Annotated in this window: 6 protein-coding genes; 4 read left to right on the forward strand and 2 right to left on the reverse strand. The window is 72.7% G+C overall.

The window, feature by feature from the left end; all coding sequences use genetic code 11:
* The coding region (locus G3I40_RS35905) for a helix-turn-helix domain-containing protein (RefSeq protein WP_164559024.1) at positions 1-442 on the reverse strand (442 nt) is incomplete at its 3' end.
* Positions 443-538: 96 nt separating this feature from the next.
* On the opposite strand from G3I40_RS35905, the gene G3I40_RS35910 reads away from it, so the two are divergent.
* The 3 genes from G3I40_RS35910 to G3I40_RS35920 all read left to right on the forward strand — a co-directional run bounded on the left by G3I40_RS35910 (position 539) and on the right by G3I40_RS35920 (position 2914).
* Positions 539-1747: a pyridoxal phosphate-dependent aminotransferase gene (locus G3I40_RS35910; RefSeq protein WP_164559025.1), complete on the forward strand. Its 1209-nt coding sequence runs from the start codon at positions 539-541 to the stop codon at positions 1745-1747.
* On the forward strand, positions 1744-2364 hold the full coding sequence (locus G3I40_RS35915; protein WP_164559026.1) for a peptidase: 621 nt from the start codon (positions 1744-1746) through the stop codon (positions 2362-2364). The genes G3I40_RS35910 and G3I40_RS35915 overlap by 4 nt, the downstream gene beginning before the upstream one ends.
* A 91-nt stretch (positions 2365-2455) precedes the next feature.
* Entirely contained in the window at positions 2456-2914 is a 459-nt protein-coding gene (locus tag G3I40_RS35920) for a hypothetical protein (protein ID WP_164559027.1), read from the forward strand.
* A gap of 69 nt (positions 2915-2983) precedes the next feature.
* Here the strand turns inward: G3I40_RS35920 and G3I40_RS35925 are convergent, their stop codons facing one another.
* Entirely contained in the window at positions 2984-4210 is a 1227-nt protein-coding gene (locus tag G3I40_RS35925) for a GNAT family N-acetyltransferase (protein WP_164559028.1), read from the reverse strand.
* Positions 4211-4301: 91 nt separating this feature from the next.
* Here G3I40_RS35925 and G3I40_RS35930 point away from each other — a divergent pair.
* Positions 4302-5667: AAA family ATPase (locus G3I40_RS35930; RefSeq protein WP_164559029.1), on the forward strand; the 1366-nt coding region annotated here is incomplete at its 3' end.

The raw sequence follows: 5667 nt of genomic DNA on the forward strand, positions 1-5667 counted from the left end.
CCCGCACGTGGAACGTCCCCTCGTCCAGGCAGACTTCGACGACCCCGGGCTCCCCCAGCGCCGCCAGCTCGCGCAGCACCGGCAGTGCCAGCCAGTGCGCGCGCACCGCGTCCGTGGGCCGCCGCCGGGCGAGCTCCGGCGCGCCCCACTCGCCCAGGGCCTGCAGCACGGGCAGCAACTGCTGTCCGCGCGGGGTGAGTTCATAGACGTACGCCGAAGCGGGAGCGGACAGTTTGCGGCGGGTGGCCAGGCCGTCGCGCTCCATGTCCTTCAGCCGTGTGGCCAGCATGTCCGTGCTGACGCCGGGCAGGTCGGCGTGCAGGTCGGTGTAGCGGCGCGGGCCCGCGAGGAGCTCCCGCACGATCAGGAGCGTCCAGCGGTCGCCGACGGCGTCGAGGGCGCGGGCGGCGGCGCAGTACTGGTCGTAGCTTCGGCGTGGCATGGCTCGCAGTCTATGCAACTTGTTGGACTTTCCAAGCGTCCACTTGGTAAAACCAAGTGACGAGAGCGACACCTGGTCCGCCTGGAGGGCACGCGCATGGAGTTCCGGCAGTCGAGCAAGCTGAGCGAGGTCTGTTACGAGATCCGCGGCCCCGTGATCGAGCACGCCGACGCGCTCGAGGAGGCGGGTCACAGCGTGCTGCGCCTGAACACCGGCAATCCGGCACTGTTCGGCTTCGAGGCGCCGCAGGAGATCGTCCAGGACATGATCCGGATGCTGCCGCAGGCGCACGGCTACACCGACTCGCGCGGCATCCTCTCCGCCCGCCGCGCCGTCGCCCAGCGCTACCAGGCGCTCGGCCTGGAGGTCGGCGTCGACGACGTCTTCCTCGGCAACGGCGTCTCCGAGCTGGTCTCGATGGCGATCCAGGCACTCCTCGAGGACGGCGACGAAGTCCTCATCCCGGCACCGGACTTCCCCCTGTGGACCGCGGTCACCACGCTCTCCGGCGGCAAGGCCGTCCACTACCTGTGCGACGAGCAGTCGGACTGGTACCCGGACCTGGCCGACATGGAGTCGAAGATCACCGACCGGACCAGGGCCGTCGTGATCATCAACCCGAACAACCCGACCGGTGCCGTCTACCCGAAGGCGATCGTCGAGGGCATCCTCGACCTCGCCCGCCGGCACGGCCTGATGGTGTTCGCCGACGAGATCTACGACCAGATCCTGTACGACGACGCCGTGCACCACAGCGCCGCCGCCCTCGCCCCCGATCTGGTGGTCCTCACCTTCTGCGGCCTGTCGAAGACGTATCGCGTCGCCGGTTTCCGCTCCGGCTGGCTGGTGGTCACGGGTCCCCAGCAGCACGCCAAGAGCTACCTGGAGGGGCTGACGATGCTCGCCTCCATGCGGCTGTGCCCGAACGCGCCCGCCCAGTACGCCATCCAGGCCGCCCTCGGCGGCCGCCAGTCGATCCGTGAACTCACCGCGCCCGGTGGGCGGTTGCACGAGCAGCGCGACAAGGCGTGGGAAAAGCTCAACGAGATCCCGGGCGTGAGCTGCGTGAAGCCCAAGGGCGCGCTGTACGCGTTCCCCCGCCTCGACCCGAAGGTCCATCCCCTCGTCGACGACGAGAAGTTCGTCCTCGACCTGCTGCTGCGCGAGAAGATCCAGGTGGTCCAGGGCACGGGCTTCAACTGGCCGCGGCCCGACCACTTCCGCATCCTCACCCTCCCGTACGCTGACGACCTCGACGCCGCGATCAGCCGGATCGGGCGCTTCCTGAGCGGATACCGTCAGTGACCTCCTGCTCGACGTGCCCGTACCCCAGCCACACCCAGTTCGCCTCCGCCGCTCTCGTCGGGGCGATCGTGGCCGGGGAGTTCGACCGGGCGCAGGACCCGGCGTGGCGGGACTCGGGCGCGGCGACGGTCGAGGACTACGCGCGCTGGTGCGGCCACCTGTGCGGGGCGACGTGCCTGCGCATGGCGCTCGGCGCCGACGCCCCCTCTCTCTTCGAACTCCGCGACGGCGCCCTGAAGTTCGGGGCGTACACGGTCGACGCCGAGGGCGAGATCCACGGCATGGTCTACGCCCCGGCGGTGGAGTACGTACGCGAGGCGCACGGCGTCGAGGCACAGGTGCACCGGGAGCTGACGACGGACGGGATCGGGGAACTCCTCGACGCCGGGCGCCTGGTCATCGCCTCCGTGCACTACGCGATCCGCCGCCCGCACGACCCCGCGCCGGGCCGCGGCGGCCACCTCGTCCTGATCACGGCCCGCACCCCCGACGGCAGCGGCTTCCACTTCCACAACCCGTCGGGCACGGACCCGGCGACGCGCACGGCGGATCTGCCGGTGGAGCGGTTCGCGGAGTATTTCGCGGGGCGCGGGATGTCCCTGCGGCCCCAGCCGTGACCGCGCCCTGCCGGTAGCCGTCGGCCCGTCGACGCGCACGAACTCGCCCTGCTTTCCCGGATGTCGTCCAAATGTGAAGAGGTGCACAGCGGTGGACGCGGCACTGATAGCGGTGCTCGGCACCCTGCTCGGCTCGGTCGTCACGCACTACTTCCAGGGGCGGGCGACGGTACGCGCCGCGGAACTCGCGCGCGCCGAGCAGCTGCGCCAGGAGCGCATCGCCGGGTACAGCGGTTTCGCCGGCGCCCTCTTCGACTACCGGCGCAGCCAGAACGACCGCTGGTTCCGCGCCCAGGAACGGCCCGGCGCTCCCGAGGCGGAAGCGGCCCGCTTCGCCTCGTACGAGGCGCGCATCGCGGCCCGGCAGGCGCTGGCCCGGGTCCAACTGGTCTGCGACGTACCGCGGTTGCGCCACCTGGCGGAGCAGGCCTTCGAGCTGGCCAACTGCCTGCACGAGGCCACGGACGAACAGGACCGCGACCGGCGCTCGCGGCGCTGCAAGGAGGCACTGGGCGCGTTCGTGGAGGCCGCGGCGCCGAGCGTGCAGTGAGGAGGACGGCTGGCGGGCGGGGCGCGGTCGCGGCGGACACGGGGTTACGTCACGGTGCGGGGCTCGTGCTCAGAAGGCGGGGAAGGCGGCGCCCGACGGGTGGAACGGTTCGCGGGCCCCGCGGAAGGCGAGGGACGCGGCGGCCAGCGCACCGGGGCGCAGTTCCTGGACGCGGCTCGCGGCCGCCAGGGCCGTCAGGGTGGGGCCGCCCAGGTAGACCGCCCCGAGTTCGGCGGTGGACAGGCGCAGGTCGGCGCGGTCCCGGGTGCGCTCGCACAGCACCGCGCCGCCGTCGGTACGCAGCCGGTGCCGGCCCGCGTTCCAGGGGCAGAAGGCGTCCTCGACCTCCAGGACGACGTCCAGTTCGGTCGCGTACCTGCGTGCCGTCAGCGCCCGGTCGACGTCGACGAGACGGACCCACAGGTTGTCGGTCACCGTGGTGTGCACGGCACGCGGGTCGAGCAGCAGGTGCGGCAGCGCTTCGTCGAGGGCCGCGTCGTAGGTGACGTGGTCGTGGGCGTCGAGGTCGATGAAGAAGCGCCACAGGGCGGCGTACGACGGGCGGGTGGTGGCCGCGAGTTCGACGATCCGCGCGGTGCGCGCCTTGGTGCGGTAGAGGGCGTAGCCGGTGACCTCGCCGCCTGGTTCGGTGTGGACGACGTAGCGCAGTGCGGTCGCGCCGTCGCGCACGTGCTCGGCGTCGTAGAGGCGGGCGTTCCAGTACTTCTCGGTCCGGTCGACCCAGCCGGTGCTCTCCCGGCGGGCCGCGTCGTGGACCTTCTCCATGAGCGGTCGGGCCCGGTCGGCGTCGAGGAGGCGCAGCTCGCCTTCGCCCCGGTCGACCTCCGGACGCATGGCCATATCCCGCGTGTTGCCGTGGAGTTGGGACAGGTGGGAGGCGACGGCGTATCCGAAGCGGCCGTAGATGGTGGCCTCTGCGGCGTTCAGGGCGGCGACCGGCTCTCCGCCGGAGTCGTGCAGTTCGGTGAGCCGGCGACGCATCATCGTCGTGAGGATGCCGCGCCGGCGGTGGGTGGGCAGGACGGCGACGAGCGTGATGCCCGCGACGGGCGTGAAGCCGCCGGGAACCGTCAGGGTGCGGCCGTAGACCGAGACGCCGCCGACGATGTCCGGGCCGTCGTACGCGGCGAGCGTGCGGGCCGGATCGATCGTGTCGCGGGCGTTGCGCAGGGCGCCCTCGCGCCAGTCCTGGCCGTACGTCGTGGTGATCATGCGGGCCCAGGCGTCGAACTCGTGGGCCTCGATGGTGCGCAGCGGGTGCGAAGGGGTGTTCATGTGTCGAGCCTTGCCGGGTAAACACCCCTGCCGCATCGGGCGAGTTCGGTATTCAGACGCCTCGTGACGTCCCTTTTCCTATGCTGGTGCGATGGTGGCGGAACGCGTGGTCAGCCCGGTGCTCGTCGGTCGTGACGAGGCCCTGGAGGCGCTGACGCAGGCCTGGCGGGCGGCGCAGGCGCAGGGTCCCGCGGTGGCGCTCGTCACCGGTGAGGCGGGGATCGGGAAGTCGCGGCTGCTGGCCGGGTTCACCGGGTCGCTGGAGCCCGGGGTGCGGGTGGTGGCGGGCGGCTGCGCGGAGTTCGGCGGCGAGGGGCTCGCGTACGCGCCGTTCGTGGCGGTGCTGCGCCGGCTGATCCGGGACGGCGCGGCGGGCTCCGGGCGCCGGCGCGAACTGGCCCGTTGGTTCCCGGAGTTGGACGAGCCGAGCGAGGAGGACACCGGCAGGCACCGGCTCTACGAGGAGATCCTGGACGTCGTCGAGAGCGCGGCCGCCGACCGGCCCACCGTCCTCGTGATCGAGGACCTGCACTGGGCGGACACCGCGTCCCGGGAACTCCTCGCGTTCCTGGCCCGCAATCTGACGCGGCCCGGCGTGCTGCTGCTCGTCACCTACCGGGCCGGCGAGGCGGCCGCCGGACAGCTGGGCCCGCTGCTCTCGGAGTTGGCCCGAGGGCCGCGCACCACCACCCTGCGCCTGCCCCGCCTCACGGAACAGGACGTCGGCCGGCAACTCGCGGCGATCCTCGGCGCGGCGCCGGACGCCGACGCCGTGCGCCGCGTCCACCGGCGCAGCGACGGGAATCCGTTGTTCGTCGAGGCGCTCGCGCACGGCGACGCACGGACCCCGGACAGCCTGCGCGAGCTGCTCCTGCGGGGCCCGCGTGCGCTGCCCTCCGCCGCCCGGCGGCTGCTGAACCAGGTGTCGGCGGGCGGCGACCACATCACGCACCCGCTCCTGGAGGACGTGGCCGTGGAGAGCGGCGCCGACCTCGACGCCCTGCTGCGCCTGCTGGTCGACCAGGGCCTGCTGGTGACGTCCGGTGACGGCTACGCGTTCCGGCACGCTCTCATCCGGCAGGCGGTGTACGAGGACCTGCTGCCCGGCGAGCGCACCCGGCTGCACGCTTGCTACGCCGCGAGTCTGGCCGACGACGACGCCCGCGCCGTGGAGCACGCCTATGCCGCGGGAGCGCATCCGCGGGCGCTCGCCGTCGCCCACCGGGCAGCGGCCCTGGCCCGTCGCTCCTACGCCTACGACGAGCAGGTCCGCATGCTGGAGCGGGTCCTCGAACTGTGGGACCTGGTACCGGATCCGGCGGCCCGGCTCGGCACCGACCTGGCCGGCGTCCTGACCGGGGCCGCCGAGGCCTGCATGCTCAGCGGGGCCTACCGGCGCGGCGTCGAGCACGCGTCGGCCGGTCTCGCCGCCGTCGACGAGCGCCGGGAGCCCGAGA

The organism is Streptomyces sp. SID14478, from assembly GCF_010548525.1.
Taxonomy (GTDB): domain Bacteria; phylum Actinomycetota; class Actinomycetes; order Streptomycetales; family Streptomycetaceae; genus Streptomyces.